24 protein-coding genes and 2 tRNA genes are annotated in these 26,862 nt (G+C 30.4%); 18 read left to right on the top strand and 8 right to left on the bottom strand.

Annotated features, from left to right (window positions below; all coding sequences use genetic code 11):
- The first annotated feature begins 43 nt into the window (after nucleotides 1–43).
- Nucleotides 44–661 carry a ribosome biogenesis GTP-binding protein YihA/YsxC gene (gene yihA / locus G6N05_RS06145; RefSeq protein ID WP_166125747.1) on the top strand — a complete coding sequence of 206 codons (618 nt, stop codon included), beginning with the start codon at nucleotides 44–46 and terminating at the stop codon, nucleotides 659–661.
- A gap of 103 nt (nucleotides 662–764) precedes the next feature.
- On the opposite strand, the gene gpmI is transcribed toward yihA, so the two are convergent.
- Nucleotides 765–2,288, bottom strand: coding sequence for a 2,3-bisphosphoglycerate-independent phosphoglycerate mutase (gene gpmI / locus G6N05_RS06140; protein WP_166125745.1), 1,524 nt, complete (start codon nucleotides 2,286–2,288; stop codon nucleotides 765–767).
- Nucleotides 2,289–2,359: 71 nt separating this feature from the next.
- Nucleotides 2,360–4,795: a DUF5916 domain-containing protein gene (locus G6N05_RS06135; RefSeq protein ID WP_166125743.1), complete on the bottom strand. Its 2,436-nt coding sequence runs from the start codon at nucleotides 4,793–4,795 to the stop codon at nucleotides 2,360–2,362.
- A gap of 288 nt (nucleotides 4,796–5,083) precedes the next feature.
- Here G6N05_RS06135 and G6N05_RS06130 point away from each other — a divergent pair, with 288 nt between their 5' ends.
- Nucleotides 5,084–5,833, top strand: coding sequence for a murein L,D-transpeptidase catalytic domain family protein (locus G6N05_RS06130; RefSeq protein ID WP_166125741.1), 750 nt, complete (start codon nucleotides 5,084–5,086; stop codon nucleotides 5,831–5,833).
- A 19-nt stretch (nucleotides 5,834–5,852) separates the two neighbouring features.
- Here the strand turns inward: G6N05_RS06130 and G6N05_RS06125 are convergent, their stop codons facing one another.
- Both G6N05_RS06125 and G6N05_RS06120 read right to left on the bottom strand, forming a co-directional pair.
- Nucleotides 5,853–7,589 (bottom strand): L,D-transpeptidase family protein, encoded by a 1,737-nt coding sequence (locus tag G6N05_RS06125; protein ID WP_166125739.1) that lies wholly within the window; start codon nucleotides 7,587–7,589, stop codon nucleotides 5,853–5,855.
- Nucleotides 7,590–7,648: 59 nt separating this feature from the next.
- Complete coding sequence (locus G6N05_RS06120; protein WP_205729741.1) at nucleotides 7,649–8,098, bottom strand: GNAT family N-acetyltransferase; 450 nt, start codon at nucleotides 8,096–8,098, stop codon at nucleotides 7,649–7,651.
- A 119-nt stretch (nucleotides 8,099–8,217) separates the two neighbouring features.
- On the opposite strand from G6N05_RS06120, the gene G6N05_RS06115 reads away from it, so the two are divergent.
- Both G6N05_RS06115 and G6N05_RS06110 read left to right on the top strand, forming a co-directional pair.
- Nucleotides 8,218–8,290, top strand: a tRNA-Gly gene (locus tag G6N05_RS06115).
- 32 nt (nucleotides 8,291–8,322) lie between these two features.
- Nucleotides 8,323–8,395, top strand: a tRNA-Gly gene (locus G6N05_RS06110).
- A 38-nt stretch (nucleotides 8,396–8,433) separates the two neighbouring features.
- On the opposite strand, the gene pepE is transcribed toward G6N05_RS06110, so the two are convergent.
- A complete protein-coding gene (gene pepE, locus G6N05_RS06105; protein WP_166125737.1) occupies nucleotides 8,434–9,141 on the bottom strand; it encodes a dipeptidase PepE in 708 nt (235 codons plus the stop codon).
- A 139-nt stretch (nucleotides 9,142–9,280) separates the two neighbouring features.
- On the opposite strand from pepE, the gene G6N05_RS06100 reads away from it, so the two are divergent.
- The 7 genes from G6N05_RS06100 (at nucleotide 9,281) to G6N05_RS06070 (ending at nucleotide 16,704) form a co-directional block, all read left to right on the top strand.
- Nucleotides 9,281–10,069 carry a hypothetical protein gene (locus G6N05_RS06100; protein ID WP_166125735.1) on the top strand — a complete coding sequence of 263 codons (789 nt, stop codon included), beginning with the start codon at nucleotides 9,281–9,283 and terminating at the stop codon, nucleotides 10,067–10,069.
- Nucleotides 10,062–10,565: a DUF6702 family protein gene (locus G6N05_RS06095; RefSeq protein ID WP_166125733.1), complete on the top strand. Its 504-nt coding sequence runs from the start codon at nucleotides 10,062–10,064 to the stop codon at nucleotides 10,563–10,565. The genes G6N05_RS06100 and G6N05_RS06095 overlap by 8 nt, the downstream gene beginning before the upstream one ends.
- A gap of 8 nt (nucleotides 10,566–10,573) precedes the next feature.
- The gene (locus tag G6N05_RS06090) at nucleotides 10,574–12,844 is read left to right on the top strand and encodes a M1 family metallopeptidase (protein WP_166125731.1); all 2,271 of its coding nucleotides are present in this window, start codon (nucleotides 10,574–10,576) and stop codon (nucleotides 12,842–12,844) included.
- Nucleotides 12,845–12,982: 138 nt separating this feature from the next.
- A complete protein-coding gene (locus tag G6N05_RS06085; protein WP_166125728.1) occupies nucleotides 12,983–13,315 on the top strand; it encodes a Sec-independent protein translocase subunit TatA/TatB in 333 nt (110 codons plus the stop codon).
- Complete coding sequence (locus tag G6N05_RS06080; protein WP_166125726.1) at nucleotides 13,315–13,878, top strand: phosphatase PAP2 family protein; 564 nt, start codon at nucleotides 13,315–13,317, stop codon at nucleotides 13,876–13,878. The genes G6N05_RS06085 and G6N05_RS06080 overlap by 1 nt, the downstream gene beginning before the upstream one ends.
- Nucleotides 13,875–15,422 (top strand): NAD(P)/FAD-dependent oxidoreductase, encoded by a 1,548-nt coding sequence (locus G6N05_RS06075; RefSeq protein WP_205729740.1) that lies wholly within the window; start codon nucleotides 13,875–13,877, stop codon nucleotides 15,420–15,422. The genes G6N05_RS06080 and G6N05_RS06075 overlap by 4 nt, the downstream gene beginning before the upstream one ends.
- 4 nt (nucleotides 15,423–15,426) lie before the next feature.
- Complete coding sequence (locus G6N05_RS06070) at nucleotides 15,427–16,704, top strand: hypothetical protein (RefSeq protein ID WP_166125725.1); 1,278 nt, start codon at nucleotides 15,427–15,429, stop codon at nucleotides 16,702–16,704.
- Here the strand turns inward: G6N05_RS06070 and G6N05_RS06065 are convergent.
- Complete coding sequence (locus tag G6N05_RS06065) at nucleotides 16,681–17,322, bottom strand: O-methyltransferase (protein WP_166125724.1); 642 nt, start codon at nucleotides 17,320–17,322, stop codon at nucleotides 16,681–16,683. The two genes, G6N05_RS06070 and G6N05_RS06065, sit on opposite strands and share 24 nt — an antisense overlap.
- Nucleotides 17,323–17,459: 137 nt before the next feature.
- Between G6N05_RS06065 and rlmN the strand changes: the two genes are divergently transcribed.
- The 6 genes from rlmN to dnaG all read left to right on the top strand — a co-directional run bounded on the left by rlmN (nucleotide 17,460) and on the right by dnaG (nucleotide 24,220).
- Nucleotides 17,460–18,500 carry a 23S rRNA (adenine(2503)-C(2))-methyltransferase RlmN gene (rlmN, locus tag G6N05_RS06060; RefSeq protein WP_166125723.1) on the top strand — a complete coding sequence of 347 codons (1,041 nt, stop codon included), beginning with the start codon at nucleotides 17,460–17,462 and terminating at the stop codon, nucleotides 18,498–18,500.
- A gap of 35 nt (nucleotides 18,501–18,535) precedes the next feature.
- Nucleotides 18,536–19,516, top strand: coding sequence for a polyprenyl synthetase family protein (locus G6N05_RS06055; protein WP_166125722.1), 981 nt, complete (start codon nucleotides 18,536–18,538; stop codon nucleotides 19,514–19,516).
- 200 nt (nucleotides 19,517–19,716) lie between these two features.
- A complete protein-coding gene (locus G6N05_RS06050; RefSeq protein ID WP_166125721.1) occupies nucleotides 19,717–20,289 on the top strand; it encodes an RNA polymerase sigma factor in 573 nt (190 codons plus the stop codon).
- Entirely contained in the window at nucleotides 20,276–20,995 is a 720-nt protein-coding gene (locus G6N05_RS06045) for a hypothetical protein (protein WP_166125720.1), read from the top strand. The genes G6N05_RS06050 and G6N05_RS06045 overlap by 14 nt, the downstream gene beginning before the upstream one ends.
- A gap of 80 nt (nucleotides 20,996–21,075) precedes the next feature.
- Nucleotides 21,076–22,113 carry a cell envelope integrity protein TolA gene (locus tag G6N05_RS06040; RefSeq protein ID WP_166125719.1) on the top strand — a complete coding sequence of 346 codons (1,038 nt, stop codon included), beginning with the start codon at nucleotides 21,076–21,078 and terminating at the stop codon, nucleotides 22,111–22,113.
- Between the two features lie 127 nt (nucleotides 22,114–22,240).
- Complete coding sequence (dnaG, locus tag G6N05_RS06035; RefSeq protein WP_166125718.1) at nucleotides 22,241–24,220, top strand: DNA primase; 1,980 nt, start codon at nucleotides 22,241–22,243, stop codon at nucleotides 24,218–24,220.
- Nucleotides 24,221–24,278: 58 nt separating this feature from the next.
- Here dnaG and G6N05_RS06030 read toward each other — a convergent pair whose 3' ends face one another.
- Nucleotides 24,279–24,908, bottom strand: coding sequence for a response regulator transcription factor (locus tag G6N05_RS06030; protein ID WP_166125717.1), 630 nt, complete (start codon nucleotides 24,906–24,908; stop codon nucleotides 24,279–24,281).
- Nucleotides 24,909–24,983: 75 nt separating this feature from the next.
- Entirely contained in the window at nucleotides 24,984–25,796 is an 813-nt protein-coding gene (nadE, locus tag G6N05_RS06025; protein ID WP_166125716.1) for an NAD(+) synthase, read from the bottom strand.
- Nucleotides 25,797–25,875: 79 nt separating this feature from the next.
- On the opposite strand from nadE, the gene gldB reads away from it, so the two are divergent.
- Complete coding sequence (gene gldB, locus G6N05_RS06020) at nucleotides 25,876–26,835, top strand: gliding motility lipoprotein GldB (RefSeq protein ID WP_166125715.1); 960 nt, start codon at nucleotides 25,876–25,878, stop codon at nucleotides 26,833–26,835.
- Nucleotides 26,836–26,862 lie beyond the last annotated feature (27 nt).

The following is a 26,862-nucleotide window of genomic DNA, read 5'->3' as shown; positions in this document are numbered from 1 at the left end:
TTAAAGTCATTCTTCTGGAGTGGCTTTAAATTTTTTAAAACATATGAAAATTAATACCGCAGAATTTGTAATTAGTAATTCCGAAGTGGAAAAATGTCCGAAAGACAGAATTCCGGAATATGCTTTTATTGGAAGATCTAATGTTGGAAAATCGTCGTTAATTAACATGATTACCAACCATAAAAACCTAGCTAAAACTTCTGGAAGACCCGGAAAAACACAGTTAATTAATCATTTTTTAATTAACAAAAACTGGCATTTAGTCGACTTACCTGGTTATGGTTATGCGAAAGTTTCGAAAACGACAAAAGCGAAATTTCAGCAATTTATTACGGACTATTTTGAAACGAGAGAACAATTAATTTGTGCGTTTGTTTTAGTCGATATTAGACATGAACCACAAAAAATTGACACCGAGTTTATTGAATATTTAGGAGAAAGCGAAATTCCGTTTTGTATTGTTTTTACGAAAGCGGACAAGTTAGGAAAAACGCATATTCACAAACATGTGGAAGCATATAAGAAAAATTTACTAGCAAATGATTGGGCAGAAATGCCTCAATATTTTGTAACTTCTGCCGAAAGCACTTTGGGTAAAGAAGAAATTTTGACTTATATTGACGAAGTGAATCAGAGTTTATTTACGGGTTCTGATTTTTAAATAGGCACACGGATTTTGCAGATTTAAACAGATTTAATTCTGGATATTTATTATAAAAAAACTCCCAAATTGGGAGTTTTTTTTATGATTTTTTTGAATTTATTTACCTCAACAACAACGAATGCTGCGTCATGGCTTCTGATTGTGCAATTCCCATTAAATCTAAAATAGTTGGCGCGATATCGCCTAAAACACCTGAATGAATGTGTATTTTATCGTTATCGACTAAAATTACTGGAACTGGGTTTGTGGTATGTGCCGTATTTGGTGAACCATCAGAGTTTATCATCGTTTCACAGTTTCCGTGATCAGCGATGACAATTGTAGTATAATTATTTGCCAAAGCAGTTTCAATGATTTCTTTCACACAAACATCAACGGCTTCGCAAGCTTTTATGGCAGCTGGCATACTACCTGTGTGTCCAACCATATCGCCATTGGCAAAATTTAAACAAACGAAATCCACTTCACCTTTTTGTAATTCTGGAACTAAAGCGTCTTTTAATTCGAACGCACTCATTTCAGGTTGTAAATCGTAAGTAGCTACTTTTGGAGAGTTTTTTAAGATTCGAGTTTCACCTTCAAAAGGCTCTTCTCTTCCGCCAGAAAAGAAAAATGTCACGTGAGGATATTTTTCTGTTTCGGCAATTCTGATTTGTTTTTTTCCAGCTTTAGAAAGCACTTCACCTAAAGTTTCGGTAATATTATCTTTATCGTAAACAACATGAACATTCGTGTACGTGTTGTCGTAATTGGTAAGTGTGACAAAATACAAAGGTAATTTATGCATGTTTTCTTCGTGGCAATCCATTTGTGAAAGTACTTCTGTCAATTCTCTACCTCTATCTGTACGAAAATTAAAGAAAATCACCACATCATCTTCCTGAATGGTTGCTAATGGATTTCCAAAAGGGTCAACAGAAACTAATGGATTGATGAATTCATCGGTTATATTTTCATCATAACTTTTTTGAATACTTTCTACTAAATTAGTGGTTTTTTCACCAACTCCTTTTACTAATAAATCGTAAGCAATTTTTACACGTTCCCAACGTCTGTCTCTGTCCATTGCATAATATCTTCCCACAACAGAAGCTAATTGGGCATTCGTATTCGATAAAAAATCTTGTAAATTTTGAATGTATTTTTTTCCTGATTTTGGATCTACATCTCTTCCGTCAGTGAAAGCATGAACGAATGTGTTTTTTACACCATTTTCTTCCGCAGCTTCAATTAATCCACGTAAGTGTGACGTATGAGAATGCACACCACCATCTGAAACCAAACCTAAAAAGTGCACTTTTTTATCATTAACTTTTGCATAATTGAAAGCAGAAATTAATGGCAATTCGTTTTTTAAAGTATGATTTTGAACCGCTAAATTTATTTTAGCTAAATCTTGATAAACAATTCGGCCAGCGCCTAAATTCATGTGGCCGACTTCCGAATTTCCCATTTGACCTTCTGGCAAACCTACATGAAGTCCGTCAGTTCTTAATTCTGCATTCGGAAAATTTTTATAAAGTGCATCTATAAATGGCGTATTGGCATTATCAATTGCTGAAACTTTCGGGTCTGGAGAATGTCCCCAACCATCCAAAATCATTAAAATTACTTTTTTATTCATGATAAAAGTTTAAAGCACGAATTTAGCTAAAAATTTAGACTCTTCGTGCTTCATTATAACAAATTTTAACCTTACGATTTAAACACGTTTTTTGCTTGATTGTAATCAATAAAATAACGAATACTAATAGAAAAAGTATGATTTAGTTGTTCATTATTAAATACTGATTTTAAATTTTTATTGAATTTTTTATCAATAATATCACTTTCAAACTCAGCATTATTACGATATAAAACGGTCATTTGACTTCCTGGCGCAAACCACCAACTATAGGTTAAATCATAGTTCCAAGAACTATAATTCTCATTTGCATTATCAGCATAAGCATATTCTTCCACATACCCATTTTCTAATAATTTATGGTATGAATTATTTTCCGAAAATGACCAATACTGTCTAACATTTAATCCAAAATTCATTTTAGATGATATAGAAAACTTACCTTCTAAACTGTTTTCTATTGTTTTATTATCTCTTTTAGCAAAAACAATATCATCACCAACTTGATCCACTCTTCCTAAATCTTGGTATTCGTTATAGAAATTACTTGTATAAATTAAAGAAAATCTATCGCTAAAGCGATATCTAGGCTTCACCATCAAACCCCAATACCACCAGCCTTTTGCTTCAGCAATACCAATGTTTGGTTCTATATCAAACGCGAATTTATTATTATAATTACTGGATATCCACATCCATGTACCATAATTTTTAGGAAAAACAACATATCTTCCTTTCATTTTAGGGTTGTAAAAATTATATCTTTCAAACGGATTCACGTTAAATCCTATTCCTGCTGAATGGTTCTTTTTATTAGTGAAATTTAAATTTACATTAAAGTTTTGTTCTTGTAAATAATGTGTACTATTATCATATTGTACAAACGCATTAAGATTTATACGAAATGAATTTAATTTATCTGTTGAATTTAAAATTCTATAATTTACATTACTGCTTAAAGAAAAATAATTGGTTTGAAAATTAACTCCTAAATCATTATTATCATATTTATCTGAAACATATTGCCCTCCAATTGAATACCTTATTTTACCAGCCGTTTCTGCTAAATTTAAATTTGTTGAAATTCCTTTTTTGTTATCTAAATTTTCATAGCTATTTACATAACTGTATCTAAAAGCTCCATTTGCATTATACGTGTTTTTCTTCGTATTTAAATTAAAAACTGCAGCTGAAACATTTGAATCACGGAACTCGCCATTTCTAGTAACATTTGTATTAATTAAGGAGACTGAGGAATTTCCATTAAAACGCTGATCTAAAACTAAAATATTATAATTAGCTAATGGCTCAATAGTCTCTATTCTGTTATTTTTAGTTATAGTATCTCGAATTACTACGTTTGTTTTTTCGGTTATTGCATTTAGAAATCCAATTCCTAATCCGTTTTTTGTTCTTCCTGAAATTTTTGTTGCATTTAATAAACCTACAGCGCTTGGCGATTCAACTATCTCTTCATCGTCGCTCATTTTGAGTTTTTGAGTTGGTTTACCGCCTATTCTTCTGGAATAAAATAAGTCTCCTTTGTTAAACAAATCGGTTCCTTCTGTAAAAAAAGGGCGATTTTCGTTTAATACTTGTTCAAACGGCCCAAGATTTAAAATTTTATTATCAAATTTGGTTTGGCCAAAATCTGGAATTAACACCATGTCTAGAGTAAAAGCATCTGTTAATCCGTATTTTAAATCTAAACCACCTTTTAAAGTTCCAAAGGCTTTATCTTTTCCTAAGCTATTTAAATAATAAGAAGCATAAGGAATAAGAAACAAACGAGTTGGCGTATTGATTTTTTCAATTCCTTCTAAAATACCAGATTGTTGTGTGAAAGTTCCTGCTTTATTATCTACTTTATTCCATGTAAATGAATGACGTAGTTTTCTAACTTCTCTAAAGAAATTAATTCCCCATGTTTGCTTTTCTTCATTTGAAAAACGCAAAGCGGCATACGGAATTTTCATTTCAACCACCCAACCTTTATCAGTTAGTTTGGTTTCACTTGCCCAAATGGAATCCCAAGAATAATCCTCAGGACCTTGTGCACTTTGAATACAATCCGACTGACAATTGGTTGGACCAACATAAAAACAGTAGCTCTGTTGTCCGTCATTAAACCCGTTTATAAACACTCCAAAATAATCTGAAGTTCCATCTTTATCTCTTTCTGTAATTTCTTTTAGAATGGCATTAGGTTCATTATCATATAAAATGGCACCAATATAAATAGCGTCATCATCGTATAGGACTTTTACTTCTGTTTTACGTTCATTGGGTTCTGGTTTACCGTTATCTGGTTCCAACATAATAAAATCTTTAGCTACTGGAACATTATCCCAATCTGTTTCATTTAGTACACCATCAATTTTTATTGATTTGCCAATTTTTGTGGTACCAATTTTTCTTTTTTCAACTTCAATCACAGGATCAACTGCTTGTGCAATTGAAAACTGTGAAAATAACGCTAGACCACTAACTATTTTGACTAAATCCATAAATGTGATTTTATATAATAAAATTGTTAGTATGAGTATGCCAGATTTTGTTTCTAAAAAAAATGTTAAATTTTAAATCAAAAAAATATTTTACAAAAAACGCTCAACTTGTTGTAAATATGAAACATACCCATTTCACAGACGATTCTAAATTCAAAAATCCGACGAAATGCAAAATAATCGACGAAATGCAAATAATAATCGTTAAAAAACACTTTAAAATTTTTTTTATTCGAAATAACTTATATATTTGCGATATCAACAAACCAACTAACAACAAGAACAACAATGACTTACAGATTTTTACCTTTAGTTTTTTTAGGATTTATTTTAAATTTTCCTACTACCAAAACTACATCTAAGAGTATATATAAATCAGATTCAGTGAAAACTGAAGCAGCAAAGCCAGCAAAATTAGCAGAAAATAAAGTTTTAAGTTTTGAAGAAAAAACAGAACTACTATATAACGGAATTGAAGCTGGACAATATACATTACCAAATTTAGAAACTTTCATTAAAGCATATGAAGGATATTCTGCTTTAGAAATCCAAGGGAAAGTAAAAAACTCTATTTTAACTATTGTTGATTTTAGCTTTTCTTCAACTAAAGAGAGAATGTGGGTAATTGACATGGAAAACAAAAAAATAGTTTTACAAACTTTAGTTTCTCATGGAATGAATTCTGGTAAAGAATTTGCAAAAACATTTTCTAACCAAAACGAATCATTTAAAAGTAGCTTAGGTTTTTTTATTACTGGTGAAACTTATACAGGAAAACACGGGATTTCTTTAAAATTAGACGGTCAAGAATACGGATTAAACGACAATGCTAGAGAAAGAGCTGTTGTTGTTCATGGTGCAGATTATGTTTCTAAAAGACTAGCTAACAGACAAGGTTATATTGGAAGAAGTCAAGGTTGTCCAGCTGTGGCTCCAGAAGTTGCTTCAAAATTAATCAACACTATAAAAAACAAATCAGTTTTATTTATTTATCATCCAACAAGAATGTATGTAAGTAAATCGAGATTAGTTTCATAAATGTAAACTTTATATTTTATTAGTCATTTATATTATCACCTATTCCCCCCAGTTTATTATATAAGATTTTATCTAAATTATAGATATCATCTCTAAATTGCAACCCATTTTTATCTGACCAACTTGTCCAATACAGTTGATGGATATAAATGGGTTGTTTTACTTTAATATAGTACGTTTCCTTAGCAGCAATAATTTTATCAATAGCATCTTGTTCTTCAGTAAGCATTTTTTGTTTTGCTTCTAATTCTTCTGGAGATAATTTTACAGGCTTATAGTTTTTGTTCAGTTTTAATTTAGCTTCTTTTTCTGCTCTTTCTTTTCTAATTACTTCTAAACTTTTCCAACGGCCATTATCTTGACCATCCAACACTTTTTTTGCTAAAGAAACAGGATTTTCCACTCGAACACAACCAGAACTTAAAGCTCTATATTTATATTCGAAATAATCTCTGTGATTTGTATCGTGTAAATAAACAGAATGATGATTCGGAAAATTAAATTTTACCACTCCTAATGAATTATTATAACCTGGAGTTTGTACATATCTGTAACTTTCGGCTTTTTCCGGATTCCATTCACTTGGAGAAACAACCGTGTTAGTTCCTTTATAAATTGTAATTCTATTTCTAGTAAAATAATTTCTATTTGCTGTAGCTTCAACCGTTAGATCTTCTTTTATAATTGTTGGCGGAACGGTCCAAGTTGGATTAAATACAAAATTAGACAACTTCGAAGATAAAATTGGAGTCATTCTTTCAGGTCTTCCACACACAATTTTATGAGTTGCAATGGTATCTTTATCTTTTACATAATCTAATTCATAATCTGGTAGATTAATCAAAATATACTGATCACCTAAATTTCTAGAAAACCATCTCCATCGTTCTAAATTTGCTAGAATTTGCCCTTTTCGGGTTTCTTTATTGTAGTTTAAAGCTTTAATCGTTCCAATACCAATTACGCCATCAGCGAACAAACCATGTCTGGCTTGAAATTTCTTAACAGCATTGAGCATTTTAGCGTCAAATTTATTCGTATATAAAGTATCTTCTTGTTTTAAATCTTTCCAATAAACTAAGCGTTGTTTTATTTTTTTTATTACTTCTGAATTATCATTAAATTTAATTTTGAGGTTAATATCGATAGAATCAAATTTACTCGCAGGCAATTTATCAACTTCAACTAAAGCCCCTTTTAAAGATAAATATATAGGATGTGTTGGCAATAAACCTTTAATGGAAGGCGCAATTTTTTTTGTATCAATTGCTTCTTTCAATAACTTAGCGATAGAGAGTTTTTTATCGAATAAATCCCAATTATCATAAACTTCATCTGGATTTAATTTTCCTCTATAGTAATGATTACAAAGCTTTTCATAGGTTTGTGTTAGTAAAATATCGTAGGCTAATTTTTCTTCTACTTGTAAAGAATCCATTCTTAATTCTAAACGAAAAATTTTATTGATATTATATTCTTCAGGATTTAAACCTTCATCTTTAGTTTTCTCAATTTGGGAAATTAAATCTTCTCTATTTTCTCGGTCCACCCAAATTTCATGGTTTTCAAACAACTTGTAGTAACTTCTTATACTGTCTGATTTATCCGCTAATAAATCTTCAGGAATGGCATGAATTGTAACTTTTCTGATGGTGTCGAAATAGTCTTCACTTTCTTCAAAAACTTCTTTTTTGCTGTTCTTACATGACATAAAAACAACGAATAGTAAAACTACAAATAAGCAAAACTTTTTCATCATATAACAAATTTAACAAAATATGCGTGCATAATAAATTTTATCGCCAAAATACTTCTTTAAACGACAAAATACTTAAACATTACAAAATGTGTGCCAATTTCAGGAATTTCAAATGAATCTCCCAACTCAGAAAACCCAGAATTCTGATAAAATTTCACCGCATTTTCTCTGGCATTAAACCATAAAACTTCCGCATTTTTTGCTATTGCAAACTTACAAATTTCTTCCAATAATACATTACCAAAACCCTTACCTTGACACTCGCTTAACACAGCCATTCCACGCAGTTGAAATTGATTGTTTTTTTCGATATTTTCGTTTTGAACTTTAAAAACAGAAGCCACACCAATTAGATTATTATCATTAAATAATCCAAAATGAGTTGTCTCAGCATCATCATCACCTAAAAAAAAGCAAGTTTCAATTGGTTTTCCTTGTCGTAAAACAGCACTTCTAACAGGAAAAGTGTCTAGAAATGTAATTTTTTTTACTTTTATTTTATTCATAACCATTTATAAATTAATAAATTACAACTTAATTTTAAAAAAATTATATTTTTTTGATAAAAAAACTTGCATTTAACCAGTTTTTCATACTATATTTGCACTCACCAAAACAAAAAAATGCGAAAGTAGCTCAGTTGGTAGAGCGTCAGCCTTCCAAGCTGAATGTCGCGAGTTCGACCCTCGTCTTTCGCTCTAAAATTTATTGAATTACAAAATTCTACCATGCGAAAGTAGCTCAGTTGGTAGAGCGTCAGCCTTCCAAGCTGAATGTCGCGAGTTCGACCCTCGTCTTTCGCTCAAAAGCCTCAAATTATTTTGAGGCTTTTTTTTTGTGTTTATCTCAAATTACTTAAATCGCTTCCTGTTTCCAATTCAATTGGTTCTTTGCCTTGTTGAAATAATCTTGCAGGTAAATTCCCTTTTAAAGTAATTGTTTTCCCTAAAACTTCTAGCCAACTTCCTTCTCTTAATCCTAAAACCGATTGCGGATTATAATGATGGAATTCACCAATTCTCGTTTCTCTTGTTTCACCCATATGCTGTGAACCTTCAATTGGATCTAAATAATGCGGATTCAAATTAAAAGAAACCAAACCTAAAGTTCTAAAACTTGGTGGGTACGCAATTGGCATATCATTCGTAGTTCCCATTGTTAAACCGCAGATGTTACTTCCTGCACTTGTTCCTAAATAAGGTGTCCCGTTTTCAACCGCATTCTGAATCGCATCTAACAAATTAAATTTATACAACATACTCACCAAAACAAATGTATTTCCACCGCCAGTAAAAATAGCTTCGGCATTATTAATGGCTTCAATTGGGTTTTCAAACTCGTGAATTCCTTTAACTTCAATATTTAATTGCTTAAAAAAGGGTTTCACTTTTTCTGTATAATCCTCATGAGAAATTCCGCCAGGTCTCGCAAATGGAATAAAAACCAAATTAGAAACAGTTGCAAAATGCGTTGCTAATGTTGGCAGCAAATAATCTAAATAAGTTCCACCAAAAACGGTTGATGTACTTGCAATAATAACTTTTTTCATAAATTCTAAAAATTTTACGCTATTCTTAACAAAATTTTATATTGATTGTGATTTTGTTCTTATATTTTTACAAAAAATTAATTTTTGTATTATTAAAACCTACTTACAAATACTATTCCTAGTACTCTCTCAATTTGTGATGTCGCAAAACGACTCTATAATTAAGGGTAAAATCATTATTGAAACCAACGATAATGACGGAATTACTATTGTAAATATTTCAAACAAAACTAATACAATTTCCGGAAATGGCGGATATTTTAAAATAAAAGCTAAAGTAAATGACACCATTATGTTTAGCGCTATTCATTTAGTTGGCAAAAAACATATTGTTACAAAAAAAGATTTTGGTAAAGATTTACTTTTCATAAAGTTAGATATTTACACTCGTCATATTAAAGAAATTATGGTCACTAATGCCGATGACATAAGCGCTGAATCATTAGGTTTAGTTCCGAAAGGACAAAGAAAATACACACCTGCAGAACGCCGTTTAAAAACAGCCGGCGCTTTTGATGGGCAATTTGGATTAAATACTGCTTTTAGTATTGACCCAATTTTTAACGCGATTTCAGGAAGAACTAAACAATTAAAAGCTGAATTAGAAGTAGAACGAAAAGAATATTTACAAAATAAAATTATCTCAAACTTTGATTCTGAATTTATTACAAATCAATTACACATTCCTGAAGAATACGTTGAAGGATATGTTTTTTACATTGTTGAAGATGCCGAATTAAAAGCTGCAGCAAAAGCAAAAAACAAAACGCTAATAAACTTTAGAATGAGTGCTTTAGCAGTAGATTATTTAAAACTAAAAAACTTACAACCTTATTACCCGAAACCAGTAGTAGAAGAAAAAATTGAAGTAAAAACAGAAGACACAACCATTTCAAAACCAGAAATAGAACCAAAAAAAGATGAATAAGATTAAGATAAGTTTATTAGTAACGCTTTTTGTACTTACAAGCGCTTTCACTTTTCATAAATTTTATGTTGGGGTTTTTCAAGTGGATTATTTTAAAGAAAAAAAAGCAGTACAAATTACGGCCCGATTATTTATTGACGACTTAGAAAAAGCATTATACAAAAAACACAACAAACATTTTTACATTACAACTAAGGATGAAGTTCCCGATGCAAATAGTTATATTGCAAAATATTTAGAAGAAAAATTTAAAATTAAAATCAATAATAAAATTCAAACTATTCAATTTTTAAGCAAAGAGCAGGAAGAAAACATTGTAATTTGCTATTTTAAAATTAATTTTAAAGACAACATAAAAGAATTAGATATTACAAACAATGTTTTGTCTGATATTTTTAGCGAACAACAAAATTTAGTACATTTAAACATTAATGGTAACAAAAAAACAATTTTGTTTACTAATACAGAAACCAACCAAAAACTGAAATATAAATAATACATTATATGAAAAAGTCAATTTCAATTGCTTTCTTATTTTTAACATCTATTACTTCTTTCGCACAGGAAGTAAAAAAAGAAGAAGCAAAAAAAGATCAAGGTCATACTGATATTAACAAATTTAGTCAGATGTATGCCGAAATGGCTACGCCAAACATGTTTCGTACAGCTTCAGGAGCACCCGGACCTGCGTATTACCAGCAACGTGCTGATTATAAAATTAATCTAGAATTAGACGATAAACTATCAAAAATGTATGGTAGTGAAACGGTAACTTACTATAATAACGCACCAGAATCTTTAGATTATTTATGGATTCAATTAGATCAAAACATCGCTAAAAGAGATTCTCAAACGCCTTTGATAGATTCTCAAATAATGCCATCGTCAACTTCACCAGAAGACTTTACAAAAACGTATATGGGTAAAAGTTTTGATGGCGGTTTCAATTTGGAATATGTGAAAGATGAAAATGGTAACGCCATGAAATACACCATCAACAACACAATGATGCGTATTGATTTACCAAAAGCGTTGAAAAAAGGCGAAAAAGTAGTATTCTCAATCAAATGGTGGTATAACATTAATGATTACATGAAGGATGGCGGCAATGGTCGTTCTGGATATGAACTTTTTCCTGATGGAAATAAATTATATGTTATTGCTCAATTTTATCCAAGAATGTGTGTTTACAATGACGTAGAAGGATGGCAAAATATGCAATTCTGGGGAAGAAGTGAATTCGCTTTAACTTTTGGAAATTATGATGTAAAAATCACAGTTCCAGCAGATCACATCTTAGACGGAACTGGAGTTTTACAAAATAGAAACGAAGTATACACGGCAGAACAAGTAAAAAGATGGCAATTAGCTGAAAATTCTTTCGACAAGCCAGTTATAATTGTTACACAACAAGAAGCAACTGCAGCAGAAAAAGGATTTTCTACAGCTAAAAAAACGTGGCATTTAAAAGCAGAAAACGTTAGAGATTTCGCCTTTTCTACTTCTCGTAAATTTATTTTAGACGCAATGGCTGTTCAAGTTGGAAACAACAAACCAATGGCAATTTCATTATATCCAAAAGAAGCAAATCCACTTTGGGAAAACTTATCTACCAAAGCGGTTGCACATACTTTAAAAACGTATTCAAAATATACTTTTGATTATCCTTATCCAAAAGCGATTTCAGTTTCTGCTGAAGACCAAGGAATGGAATACCCAATGATTTGTTGGAATTTTGGTCGTCCAGACGAAAACGGAAAAATTAGCGACCGTGTAAAATACGGAATGTTAGGTGTAATTATTCATGAAGTAGGTCATAACTTTTTTCCAATGATTGTAAATTCTGACGAAAGACAATGGACTTGGATGGATGAAGGTTTAAATACTTTCTTAGAATATTTAACTGAAATAGAATTTGAAAAAGACTTTCCAGTAGATAGAGGTCCTGCAAAATTAATTGTTCCTTATATGAAAGGAAATCAACAATTTTTAGAACCAATTATGAGCAGCGGAGACGTGGTTTATAATTTTGGCGCTAATGCTTACGGAAAGCCTGCAACTGGGTTAAATATTTTACGTGAAACTATTATGGGTCACGAATTGTTTGACCATGCATTTAAAACATACGCAAATCGTTGGAAATTTAAACATCCAACTCCAGAAGATTTCTTCAGAACAATGGAAGACGCTTCTGCTGTAGATTTAGATTGGTTTTGGAAAGGTTGGTTCTACTCTACTGATGTAGTAGATTTAGGAATTAAAAACGTAAAACAATTTTATGTTACTGAAAACGCAACTAAAGAAACTACAGCATCTTTTAACAGAAGAGGAAGAAAAGTTGCAGATGCAGGTCCGCTTTTACATATCGTAAATAGTGAAAACACAGAATTGAAACCTGAACAAAAAGCAGCTTTAGAAAAAGAAAAAGTTATTATTCTGAACGATTTCTTAACTAAAAACTATACTGTTGAAGAAAGAGCTAAATTAAAAAACCCAAAATACTTTTACGAAGTAGAATTTGAAAAACCAGGAAGTTTAATGATGCCAATTATCGCAGAATTAAATTTTGAAGACGGAACAAAAGAAATTCATAAATTCCCAGTTCAAATTTGGAGAAGAAATAACACTACTACAAAACGCGTTTTTGCGACTGAGAAAAAAGTAGTTAAAATTCAATTAGACCCAAAATTAGAAACAGCAGATATTGATGTAACTAATAACACTTGGCCAAAAGAAGAGGTTGTTGATAAATTTAGTGAAATCGAAAAAAAATAAAATATTTTAAAAAGCGAAGTTGATATTCAACTTCGCTTTTTTTTACAAAAAAACTTCTAACTTCTAACTTCTAACTTCTAACTTTTACTAACTTTGCAGTTCGGTTATTTTTTAGCTAAAAATTTAAAAATCAAAACTATGTTTGGTATTGGCGGAGGCGAAATATTTTTTATATTAATTGTTATTCTAATGCTTTTTGGATCAGATAAGATTCCAGAAATCGCTAGAACTTTAGGAAAAGGTATGGCGCAATTGAAAAATGCAACCAATGAAATTAAACACGAAATTCAAAAAGGTGCAGAAGATAACGGTTTAGACATGAAAAGCTTAACGGGCGGAATTTCAGATGAAATTGCAAGCGCTAAAGAAAGCATGAGTAAATCTATTAATCCAATTGACTTAGCCAATCCAATTAATGAAATTAAAGAAGATATTGAAAACTTATCTGGACCAATAAAACGTCAAATGTAATGCTTGAAGAAGTAATAAATTTAGATAAAAAATTATTTATTTTTTTAAACAATTTAGGTTCTGAACCCTTTGATGGTATTTGGTTATTAGTGACCAAACAATTCAATTGGATTCCTTTTTTCCTTTTACTTTTAGTAATTCTTTACAAAAAAATAGGAACTAAGCAATTAGTAATTGTATTACTTACAGTTGCTGCATTAATCACTTTCACCAACGAAATTACCGATTTAATAAAATTCTCTGTACAACGAATTCGTCCTTGTAATGATGAAGAATTAGTTGGCTTAATTAGAATTGTAAAAGACAGCGAAACTTTTAGTTATTTTTCAGGTCATGCTGCTAATTCAATGGCCGCAATGATGTTTGTGTTTTTAGTTTTAAGAAGTTACTACAAATACAGCTATTTGATTTTTTTATACCCTTTAATTTTTGCATATAGCCGAATTTATTTAGGCTTACACTTTCCTTTAGATATTATTTCTGGTTATATTTTCGGAACCTTAGTAGGGATTTTGTTTTATAGGCTTTATTTGAAAATTATTTCTAAATACATTACATCTTGAAAACCCAAAAAACAGCAGTAATAATTGGTGGTGGTCCTGCAGGATTAACAGCAGCTTATGAATTTACTAAACGCACTGACATCAATCCAATCGTTATAGAAATGAGTGAATTTTGGGGCGGAATTTCTCGTACTGAAAACCATAATGGTAACAGAATTGATATTGGAGGTCATCGTTTTTTTTCAAAATCAGATGTGGTAATGAATTGGTGGCAAGAAATTTTACCTATTCATTCTGAAGAACAAAAAGTTGAACTAACTTATCAAAACAAAAAACAAGAACTCCAAATTGAAAACAATTCAACATCTAACAATGACAATGTTTTATTAGTCAGAAAAAGAAAATCTAGAATTTTTTTCAACAATAAGTTTTTCGATTATCCAATTAGCTTATCTCTTCAAACAATACTTAATCTTGGTTTTTTTAATACTTTTTTAATAGGCTTAAGCTATACAAAATCAGTGCTTTTCCCAATAAAAAACCCTAAAACTCTAGAACAGTTTTTTATAAATAGATTTGGAAACAGATTATACAAAACATTTTTCAAAGATTATACTGAAAAAGTTTGGGGTGTTCCTTGTTCCGAAATCAGTGCAGAATGGGGTGCGCAAAGAATAAAAGGTTTATCTATTACTAAAACACTAACGAATGCTATCTCAACTCTTTTTAAAACCAACAAGAAGGATTTAAGTCAAAAAAACAAAGAAACCTCATTAATAGAATATTTTTTATATCCAAAATTTGGTCCTGGTCAAATGTGGGAGACCGTTGCCGAAAAAATAAAAAATGATGGAGCTATATTAAAACAAAACAACAGAGTTACGGCAATAAACATTGTAAACAATAAAGTTTTAAGTGTTGTTATCGAAAATATTTTAACTAAAAATAAAGAAACCATAGAATGTGATTATTGCATTTCTACAATGCCAATAAAAGAATTAATAAAAAGTTTAAGTTCTGATGTTCCTAAAAAAGCAAAAGAAGTTGCAAATGGCTTAATGTATAGAGATTTTATCACTGTTGGGTTACTTCTGAACCACATTAACTTTAAATTAGAAGACAACTGGATTTATATTCAAGAATCGTATGTCAAAGTTGGACGATTACAGATATTTAACAATTGGAGCCCACACATGGTTTCAGACACTTCTAAAACTTGGGTTGGTTTAGAATATTTCTGCAATGATATTGATAAAATTTGGAATTTTTCCGAAGAAGAAATGATTAAATTAGCCACCAATGAAATGATTAAATTAGGTTTCATTAATTCATTTGAAAATGTATTAGACTCAAAAGTTATTAAAGTTCCTAAAACCTATCCAGCATATTTTGGAAGTTATTCCGAGTTTAATGAAATTCAAAATTTTACTGATACAATTGAAAACCTTTTTTTAGTCGGAAGAAATGGCATGCACAAATATAACAACCAAGACCATTCTATGCTTACTGCAATGCAAGCGGTTCAAAACATAAAAAACAACATTACAGATAAATCAAATATTTGGAGCATTAACACTGAAGAAGAATATCACGAGGAAAAATAAATTTATGTTTTTTAATTGCAACAGTTTTTCAAAGCAAGAAAAAAGAGTTTTAGCCTATATTGGTTTATTCTATTTCTTGTTCATGTTTTTTAGAATTTTATCTGGAAATTATTTTTTAGCAGATTCTCACGAATATTTAGAAGTTGCTAAATTAATCAACAATTTAAGCTATTTTGAAAACACATCAGAGATTGAATTAACCACTAAAAGACCTTTTGTTTACCCGTTCTTCTTATCCTTTTTTGTTAACTTCCCAATTGTTCTTATAATTGGTATTCAGACAATAATTAGTTTTTTTAGCGTTTTTATATTTTTCAAAATTTTAAAAAAGTTAGAAGTAAAAATTTCAAATTTATTAGTTGTGATTTTATTTTTGACTCCAAGTATTTTTATTTATTCTCAGTTAATAATGTCCGAATGGATAGTTTTATTATTAATCAATATTTTAACATTAGTTTTATTAGAACCATTTTGCAAAAGAAATTTTATAATTATTCAAGTAATAACCGTTCTTTTAGCATTTACAAAACCTGTTTTTTATCCTTTTATTTATATTAATTTTTTATTCTTTGCTTACTATTTATTCAAAAATAAAACTTTTAGCTTTTGGTTATTTTTTCCTGTTATAATTTTACAATTATACTTATTTCATAATGAACAAAAATCTGGTTTCAAACATTTTTCTTCAATAGAAAACTATAATTTAATAAACTATAATTTATATTATTTCAAAGCTTCTAAACTAGGAAAAAAGGAAGCTGACAAATGGCACAAAGAAGTTTATGAGAACAAAAATTATGTTGATAAAAGTTTTAAAGAACAAAATATTTATTTAAAAAATGTAGGTTTTAACGAAATTAAAAATAACTTTTTTAGTTATTCATTTTATCATTTAAAAACTGCAATTCGTGGTGTTTTTGATCCAGGAAGATTTGACATAATGACTTTTTTCGATAAAGAAGATGGAAAGCAAGGTTTCTTAGAAATTTTAAATGGAAATAAATCCATACAATCTCTTTTTAAAGACAAAATGATTATTATAATTATATTATTAATACCAATATTCTTTATTAATATTTTTAAATATTTTTATTTTTTTAAACACATAGCAAAACACAAATACAGTAATTTAATTTTGTATTTATTCATATTGTTTGTTTATAATTTTTTGATTTCTGGACCTGTAAATTCTTCTCGCTACATGATGCCTTTCCAATTGATTGTAATTGGTTTTGCATTAAAAGAATTTCAAAAAAATCTACTTCACCCGAGTAACAGTTAACCCATCACGAATAGGTAATAATACGGTTTCTACTCGTTCATCTTCATTGATGATTCTGTTGTAATCTAATAAAATTTGCGTGCTTTTATCGTTAGCTTTTACTTCTTCCAAAACCTTTCCGCTCCACAATACGTTATCAGACAAAATAATTCCACCTTTATTCATCAACGGTACAATTAAGTGAAAATAATTGATGTAATTTTCTTTATCTGCATCAATAAACACTAAATCGAATTTCTTATTTAAGGTTGGAATAATTTCAATCGCATCACCAATATGTTGTTTTATTTGATTCGAATAAGGAGACAAATCAAAATATTTTTGTTGAATTTCTTCTAATTCTTCATTTATATCAATCGTATCCAAAGTTCCGTTTTCTTGCAAACCTTCCGCCAAACATAATGCCGCGTAACCCGTGTAAGTGCCAATTTCTAAAATAGTTTTCGGATGAATAATCTTAGATAACATACTCAAAACTCGACCTTGAAAATGTCCACTTAACATTCTTGGTTGCAAAATTTTCTGATGTGTTTCTTTATTCAACTTTACCAATAATTCTGGTTCTTGTTGAGAATGATTGGCTACGTAATTTTCTAAATCTTCTGATATAAAGTGCATAATTATTTAAATTTCAAAGCACAAAAGTACGAATTTCAATAGCAATGACAATTTCAAAAACCAATAACAATTGATCAATTATAATATCGGCATATTGACAAATTGATAAATTGACACATTAATGCTATCTTTGCACCATGCAAGCAGACAAAAAAGACATCAGAGCTTTATCAAAAGAGCAATTAAGAGAATTTTTCGTAACTAACGGAGACAAAGCCTTTCGTGGGAATCAAATTTACGAATGGTTATGGAGCAAAAGTGCACATTCATTTGAAAATATGACTAACGTTTCAAAGGAAACTCGTACCATGTTAGAAGCGAACTTCGTCATTAATCATGTAAAAGTCGACACCATGCAACGTAGTGAAGACGGAACAGTTAAAAATGCCGTTCGTTTACACGATGATTTAATTGTAGAAAGTGTGCTGATTCCAACAAAAACCAGAACAACAGCTTGTGTTTCTAGTCAAGTTGGTTGTAGTTTAGATTGTAATTTTTGCGCAACTGCTCGTTTGAAACGTATGCGAAATTTGACACCTGGTGAAATTTATGACCAAGTTGTTGCGATTGATAATGAAAGTAAACTGTATTATGACAGACCACTTTCTAACATAGTTTTCATGGGAATGGGCGAACCTTTAATGAATTACCCAAACGTAATGAAAGCAATTGACATGATTACGTCAAACGAAGGATTAGGCATGTCACCAAAACGTATTACCGTTTCAACTTCTGGTGTTTCAAAAATGATTAAAAAAATGGCGGATGATGAGGTGAAATTCAATTTAGCGGTTTCTTTACACTCAGCGATTGAAGCGATTCGAAATGAAATTATGCCATTTACCAAGAGTTTTCCATTACCAGAATTACGTGAAGCTTTAGAATATTGGTACGCCAAAACAAAAAGCAAAATCACTTATGAATACGTAGTTTGGAAAAACATCAATGACGATAAAGCTTCAATTGATGCATTGGTTAAATTTTGTAAACATGTGCCTTGTAAAGTCAACTTAATTGAATACAACGCCATTGACGATGGTGATTTTCAACAAGCCGATGAACAAGCTACAAAAGATTACATTACTGCTTTAGAAAGAAATAATATTGTAGTTAAAGTTCGAAAAAGCCGTGGAAAAGATATTGATGCCGCTTGTGGACAATTGGCAAATAAGAGTTAGTAAATTAACTTGAAAATTGCTACTTTTGACACACTATGAAAATCACAGAGCAAATTAAAGAACCCATACTTCATGAAATGGAACTTTTCGAAAAGAAGTTTCAAGAAGCTATGTCTTCTAAAGTGGCGCTACTGAATCGAATTACACATTATATTGTAAATCGAAAAGGGAAACAAATGCGTCCAATGTTTGTTTTTCTTACTGCGAAAATGGTTTCGGGCGGAGAAGTAAATGATAGAACATATCGCGGAGCTTCAGTTATTGAACTAATTCACACAGCAACTTTAGTTCATGATGATGTGGTTGACGATAGTAATAAACGTCGTGGTTTTTTCTCAATAAACGCACTTTGGAAAAATAAAATTGCGGTTTTAGTTGGCGATTATTTGCTTTCAAAAGGCTTATTACTTTCCATAGATAATAACGATTTCGATTTGTTAAAAATAATTTCAGTTGCCGTTCGTGAAATGAGCGAAGGAGAATTATTACAAATTGAAAAAGCCAGAAAATTAGACATCACTGAAGATATTTATTACGAAATCATCCGTCAAAAAACCGCTACACTTATTGCGGCTTGTTGTTCTCTTGGCGCTTGTTCTGTACTTCCAGAAGACAAAGAAGTAGTTGAAAAAATGCGAAAGTTTGGTGAATTAATCGGAATGGCATTTCAAATTAAAGATGATTTATTCGATTATACCGAAGACGCCATCGGAAAACCAACTGGAATTGACATCAAAGAACAAAAAATGACTTTGCCTTTAATTCATACGTTGAACAATTGTTCTTCAAAGGAAAAAAGTTGGATTATCAATTCGATAAAAAATCATAATAAAGATAAAAAACGCGTCAAAGAAGTAATCGCCTTCGTGAAAAACAACGGCGGACTTACATATGCAGAACAAAAAATGATGCAATTTCAACAAGAAGCATTATTACTTATCCAAGACTTCCCTACTTCTATTTATAAAGATTCACTTACTTTAATGGTAAATTACGTGATTGAAAGAAAGATTTAATTCTAATTTTGATTAAATTTTAAAACTTTATACAACCTTTTTAAAACCATTCTCGTCTATAATAATAGAAGCATTTAAAATTTGATTTTTGAAAGTTTTTTAAAAAACAATGCAACCATTTAAAAACAAGAATCGTCTATACTAATAGAAACATATAAAACTTGATTTTTTGACATTGAAATTGTCATTGACATTAAAATATGAAAGTAATAGCATTACATAAAAACGAACAACAACTCATTAGCGAAGCGATAGCAAATAATCGCCAAGCCCAACAGCAGTTGTATTCAAAATATGCTTCTAAAATGTTAAGTGTTTGTCGACAATATATTAAAGACATTCACCATGCGGAAGATGTAATGATTACCGGTTTCATGAAAATGTTTACCAATTTGAAAAAATTCGAAAACAAAGGAAGTTTTGAAGGTTGGATAAGACGAATAATGATTCATGAATGCATTGATTATTTAAGAGTTAAGAAAAACAGTTTTAATCATAAAGACATAGACGATGTAATTTATTCTGAAGAAGAAGACAATTACGAAATGGAAGGCGATTTTTCTATAGATGACATTCAATTATTAATAGATAATTTACCAGAAGGATATAAAACAGTTTTCAATTTATATATCATTGAAGGCTATAAACATAATGAGATTGCCGAGTTATTAAACATTTCTGAAGGCACTTCAAAATCACAATTGTCACACGCAAAAAGAATACTGCAAACCCAAATTACAGAATTAAAAAGCAAGAGCAATGGAACCAAATAATTTCGATAATAACATACAACAGAAATTCAATTCTCGCGAAATTGAACCTTCTGCACAAGCTTGGGACAGATTAGACGCTATGCTAACTGTTGCCGAAGAGAAAAAACAACCTAAAAACTATTTCTGGTTAAAAATTGCTGCTTCTTTCTTACTGTTTACAGGAATGGGTTACGTTTTTTTTCAACAAAACCAGAAATCAGAAACATTACAACCAACAAATGAAGTAGTTATTTCAAAAGAAACACCTACAAATGAAGTTGAAAATAGTGATGATACAGAAATTATAATTTTACCAGAAACCCAAAATGAATTAGCAATCGCCACACCAAAAGCAACAAATTCAGCAACAAAAAAAGTTTCTAAACAAAATGATAATTCGAAATACAAATCTAAATTTGATTCTTATTTAGCTGTAACTGAAAAACTAAAAGAAGCAATTACCAAAAACGAAAACAATAATAAATATCAAGAACAAACCAATCAAAAAAACACGCATACCAACGTAAATTCAGAAACTTTACTTGCCGAAGTACAAGGTAATAAAAAGCCAGATGGAAATACAACTACGCACAAATCTACTTTAAAAGTAAACCCTAACGACTTACTTAACTCGGTTGAATCAGAGCTCGATCAATCGTTAAAAGACAAAGCGTTAACTAAATTTAAACAAGCAAAATCTGCATTCGTAAATAGAAACTATAATTAGGCTTCGAGAACCTCAGCAACCATTAAAAACAAAAAGTTAAATCTAAAAACAAAAAAAACAATTTAAAAAACCTAGAAATCATGCAAAAAATTATTTTATACATCAGTATTGCTTTAGTGACTTTAGTAAATACTGTAAGTGCTCAAGAAAAAACTTTCGAACAAAAAGCAAAAGACATTGCAATCAATATTAAAACCATTGCAGAAGAAGAGAAAAAAGCTTTAAAAGCAGAAATTGAAGCCATTGATAAAGAAGTCGAATTAGGAAAAATCACTAAAGAAGATGCTGACAAAGCAAAGACAAAAGCAGCAGAAGAACGTGCAAAAAACATGGAAACTAGAACTGCTGAATATGAAACGGCTTTAAGAGAACTAATTACCAACCAAGTACAAACAGTACCTACAGATTCTACGGATAATGGAACTTCGAATTTAATCAATATTAAATCGAAAAAAAATAATCCAAACAGATCGGAAAACAGAACTACAAGTCAGTTTGTATTTGCTACAGGATTTAACAATGTTGTAACTGATGGCGCAGTAGCGAACTCTCAATTTGGTTATGGTCGTTCTACTTTTTATGAATGGGGTCTTACTTGGAACACACGTTTATCTAACAACAGTAATCTTTTACATTTAAAATATGGTTTAGGATTTATGTACAATATGTTACACGCAACAGACAACAGAGTTTTTGCAGATGTGGACAACCAAACCATTTTAGTAGACGCTGGAGTTGATACAAAAGCACGCAAAACTTATTTTAAAAACGTTTATTTTGTGGTACCAATGCATTTAGAATTTGATTTTTCTAAAACAAAAACAGTGGATGATAAGAAAGTATTCAAATCTCACAAAGGTGCTCGTTTTGGAATTGGAGGATTTGTTGGAATAAACACCAATTCAAAACAATTTATTGCGTACGAAATAAATGATTATAAAATTTCTGAAAAACAAAAAGGAGATTTCAATGTAAACGATTTCACTTACGGATTAAGCGCTTACATTGGGCACAAAAGCACATCATTATATTTAAAATACGATTTAAATCCGATGTTTAAAAACAACCCAATTGACCAAAACAACATTTCATTAGGATTACGTTTTGATATCAATTAAAAAGTAGAATTACATTTTTTGAGTTATATACAATGCGCTTTTTTAAAAACCTATAGGGAATTTTCTTGTAGGTTTTTTTTATGTTTTTTAATATTGTATTTTTACCAGCTAAAACCCAATTTCCAAATTGATATCTAAAGAAACCATAGAAAAAGTATTTGACCAAGCTCGTGTAGAGGAAGTCATTGGCGATTTCGTACAACTCAAACGTTCCGGAAGTAACATGAAAGGACTTTCGCCGTTTGTAAACGAAAAATCGCCGTCGTTTATGGTTTCGCCAGTGAAGCAAATTTGGAAAGATTTCAGCTCGGGAAAAGGTGGAAATTCTGTTACTTTCTTAATGGAACACGAACATTTTACGTATCCGGAAGCCATAAAATATTTGGCCAACAAATACGGAATTGAAGTGGAAGAAACCATCGTGACCAATGAAGATTTAGAACAAGCCAACGAAAAAGAAAGCATGTATTTGGTTTCGGAATTTGCCCGAGATTATTTTCATAAAACGATGCTGAATACAGATGAAGGTCAAGCTATTGGTTTATCGTATTTTAAAGAACGTGGTTTTACAAAAGATACGATTGAAAAATTTCAATTAGGATATTCTCCAGATTCTTGGGATGCTTTTACGAAAGAAGCCTTAGGAAAAGCCTACAAATTAGAATATCTAAAAAAAACCGGATTAACTATTGTAAAACAAGAAGACGGTAAAACATTTGACCGATTTAAAGGTCGTGTGATGTTTCCTATTCAAAGTATGAGCGGTAGAGTTTTAGGTTTTGGTGGAAGAATTTTAACCAACGATAAAAAAGCAGCCAAATATCTAAACTCGCCAGAAAGCGAAATCTATCATAAAAGTAAAGTTTTATACGGAATTTTTCAGGCAAAGCAATCTATTGCCAAACATGACAATTGTTATTTGGTAGAAGGTTACACCGATGTGATTCAGTTCAATCAAAGTGGCATTGAAAACGTGGTGGCTTCTTCTGGAACGGCTTTAACGCCAGACCAAATTCGTTTAGTGCATCGTTTAACCAACAATATTACAGTTCTTTTTGATGGTGATGCAGCGGGTTTACGCGCTTCTATCAGAGGTATCGATTTAATTCTGGAAGCAGGAATGAACGTAAAAGTTTGTAGTTTTCCTGATGGAGAAGATCCAGATAGTTTTGCTAAGAACAATTCGTACGAAGTTTTAAAACAATATTTAGACGAAAATTCCAAAGATTTTATTCAGTTTAAAGCCGATTTATTAGTCAAAGAAGCCAACAACGATCCGATAAAAAAAGCCGAATTAATTAGAGATATGGTGAACAGTATTTCTAAAATTTCAGATTTCATTAAACGTGAAATTTACATTAAGGAATGTTCACGTATCATGGATATTACGGAAGAAGTAATTCGTAGTACTCTAGCACAAATAGAAAAAAAGGATGTTTCTGATGCGAATAAAAAATTCACAGAAGAGAAAAAAGCATTTGAAGTTCATAAAAACAATGAGAATTTGCAACCTGCAAAAATTGACATTTTATATGAATTAGAACAAAAAATAATTGAAATCTTATTAGTAAACGGTTCGGAAACAGAAGATTTTACTGAGACTTTCTTAGCAGAAGATGAAACCGGGAATTTAGTAGATGTTAAAGAAACTAACGCTTATAAAGTTTACGAAAAAATATATTTGGCACTTCAAGAAGATGAAATTGAATTATCAAATCCGATTTTCAAAACGATTTATACAGATATCATAAACTACTACAATCAGAATTTGGAATTTGAAATTGATAAATATATTTCTCAAACTTCACCTGAAATTGCAAACAAAATCACTTCTATTTTAATGTTAGAAGAACGCGATATTTTGCACAAATGGGAAAATAGAAAAATCGTAGTAGAGAAAAAAAACATCAATTTAGCACAAAGTGTAACTGAAACCATTTTATCTTACCGATGGTATTTATTAAACAAAGTCATTGAAGAGAATAAAAACAACATAACCGCTGATGTAACAGTTGATAACACCGAAATTTTAACTACTATAAAAGACTATTTATCTTTAACAACAGTTATTGCAAAGAACTTAGGTCGAGTTATGGTTCGGTTTTAAAAAAATAAGTCACGAATTTTAAAAAAAAATTTAAAATTCGTGACTATAAAGTAATTCTCTAGATAATCTCCAATTGTTTCGCCTTGTTGATTAAATCCAACAAATTTGTAACGCTCAATTTTTGAAGCAAACGTAATTTATACGTACTGATGGTTTTTTCGTCTAAACCTAAAATCTTAGCAACTTCTTTGTTTTTTCTTCCTTCACTAAAATAGCGCAATACCTCAATTTCTCTTGTAGATAATTTTTTAAATAAACGGTCAGATTTCTTCGTTTTATTTAAAATTTCAATAGCCTTTTTAACTTCAGAACTGAAAACTAATTCCCCATTATTTACGTTAATGATCGCGTTTTCTAGCTCACTTAATTCAATAGTTTTTGAAACATATCCTTTTACACCAGATTTTATAGCTGGCGGCGCATACAAAGTATCTGAAACATTGGTGAAAAAAATTACATTTAATTTTGGATTTTCCTGTAATAATTTCTTAATTTTCAAAATACTATTTAAACCATTTAATTCGGCATCTAAAACAACACAATCAACTGAAGAAGAAGAGATTGCTGATTGTAATTCATCAAAACTCGAAACTACTTCTGCAATTTTTATCGTAGTACTATTCTTAAAATACGTTTGAATTCCCAAGTGAACAACTGGAGAATTATCTGCTAAACAAAGTGTAATCATACCATTCTGTTTTTTAAATGTTAGCAATAATTTTATTACACAAAATTAACAAAAAAAAATCAAAAAACGTGGTATTTATCTGATTATAAATTCTTTCGGAATTTCACAGACCGGAATGGGCTGCATTTTATGCTGATTGATGCTGTTTAACCTCTTATAAATTCTGAAAACTTCCGCTTTTCTTCCCTCAAAATTTTCTTGAATATTTCCCTTCTCCATTTCTAACATAGCCCATTCTAATTCGTCATAACTTGCACCTAATTGGTCTTCATCACTTCTATCATCACCAAATAAACCATCAGTTGGCTTAGCTATTAAAATACTTTCAGGCACATTTACAAATTTGGCAAGTTGACGCACTTCACTTTTCATTAAATCGGCAATTGGACTCACGTCTACTCCACCATCACCATATTTCGTATAAAATCCAACGCCAAAATCTTCTACTTTATTACCTGTTCCAGCAACTAAAAAACCGTGAATTCCTGCTAAATAATATAAAGTTGTCATTCTTAAACGTGCTCTAGTGTTTGCCAAAGTCAAATTTAAAGCTTTTTCATTTTCACAAGTTGACACGCTATTTTTAAACGTTTCAAAACTTGGCGTTAAATCTACTCTGTCGTTAAAAACATTTGGAAAACGTTTTTTCAATTGGTCAATATGTTCATTTGCTCTATTGACATGACTTTCCGCTTGATGAATTGGCATTTCCACACATAAAACTGGAAAACCTGTTTGGGCACACAATGTTGAAGTTAATGCGCTATCAATTCCTCCAGAAATTCCAATTACAAAACCTTTTACACCAGAATTCTCTGCATAAGTTTTCAACCAATTGACAATATGACCGTGAATTCCTTCTAAATTTAACGTTGTTTTATTTGACATAATTTTAATAAATAATTTAGCTATATAATTATATATTTGCAGTTCAATAATTTTTGATAAAAATAGTAAATTTCAAACGATGAAAAAATTAATCTTTTTACTAATTTCAGGATGTTTCTTCCTTCAATGCAAAAAAAATGATGCAGTTGAAATGGTAGACGTCAAAAAATCAGTAGATTTAAATATAGAACGTTTTGACAAATTATATGCAGCAGCTACACCAAAAACGTTACCCGATTTAAAAAACCAATATCCTTTTTTATTTCCTACACAATTCCCTGATTCTATTTGGTATGCGAAAATAAGCGACCCAATTTTTAAAGAATTAAATACCGAAGTTGAAAAACAGTTTCCAGATAATAAGAAATTTGAAGAAGGATTAGAAATGATGGTTTCACGTATCAAACATTATTTTCCTGAAGAAAAAAACCCAAGAGTAATTACACTTGTTAATGAAGTTTTAATTGACAAAAAAGCGTTTTACACGAACGATTTAATTTTAATTTCTTTAGATACTTATTTAGGAAAAAATCATAAATTTTATGAGCCTTTTGCAGAATATCAAAAAGCAAATTTAGAAACACATCAAATGTTACCCGATTTAGTAACGAATTTTGCCTTTAGAAAAATTGTACCATCACAAGATAAAACATTAATTAGTGAAATGATTTATTTTGGGAAATTACACTATTTAAAAGACGTATTGATTCCCGAAACTCCTAATTATCAGAAAATAGGATATACAGAAATGCAAGAAAAATTCTGTATCGAAAATGAATCTCAAATGTGGAGTTATTTAGTAAATGAGAAATTATTATACGATAATAACATCAAAAATTACCAACGATTTATTGAAGACGGGCCGTTTACTAAATTTTACTTAGATATTGATAAAGAATCACCTGGTAGAGTTGGACAATGGTTGGGTTGGCAAATTGTAAAAAGCTACATGGAAAATAACGATGTAACTTTAGAACAACTTCTAAAAACAGAACCAACAGTTATATTTAATAAATCTGGATATAAACCTAAGAAGTAGTATTCGATTTACGACTTACAATTTACG

It is taken from the genome of Flavobacterium bernardetii, from assembly GCF_011305415.1.
Taxonomy (GTDB): Bacteria; Bacteroidota; Bacteroidia; order Flavobacteriales; family Flavobacteriaceae; genus Flavobacterium; species Flavobacterium bernardetii.
Note: the sequence above shows the minus strand (reverse complement) of the source record. Positions and strands in the feature narration are given on the sequence as shown.